Genomic DNA, 535 nt, shown 5'->3' on the forward strand with positions numbered 1-535 from the left:
GATCGGAAGAGCGGCTAACCGCCGTAAAGCCGAGCCATTTGTGCACACCATAGGCCTTATCCATCCCGTGAACCCATTGCTCGATCACAGGTAAGCGCAGCGCCAACACCATCGCAATAGACATCAAAGCCAACGACAAAACACCAGAATATTGAATAAGCGCGGAGCGCCATTGGAAGAATTGGGTCGAGGACAGCAGTTGCGGTTCACTCATCCACCACAACACAGACACGGCGGCAATTATCATCCATACAAAATTTCGTACAGTTTTCATGAACATCACTCTCAAATTGACGACAACTCTAGTTTAGTTTTTCTAGCGTAATGCAACGTCAATATTCGTAAAGTTGAGTAAACCCACAATATACCTAAGGTCAATAACAAACTTGGAGGTATTGCGCAGAATCCTACAGAAAATCGACAGGGATTTAACAGTGGTTAGAGTATTCACTCGTTATAGTTTGCTTAACATCGCCAAAGTGCGAATCAAAACCAAAAGAACGAAGAACACACGCATGAAAAAGTTATTCCTGTT

General features: G+C 43.7%; 1 pseudogene. It reads right to left on the reverse strand.

From position 1 onward, the window contains the following. Positions 1–274, reverse strand: a pseudogene (locus R8O11_RS30765) (ferric reductase); the annotation flags it as partial. Positions 275–535 lie beyond the last annotated feature (261 nt).

It is taken from the genome of Vibrio sp. 1288 (assembly GCF_033344475.1).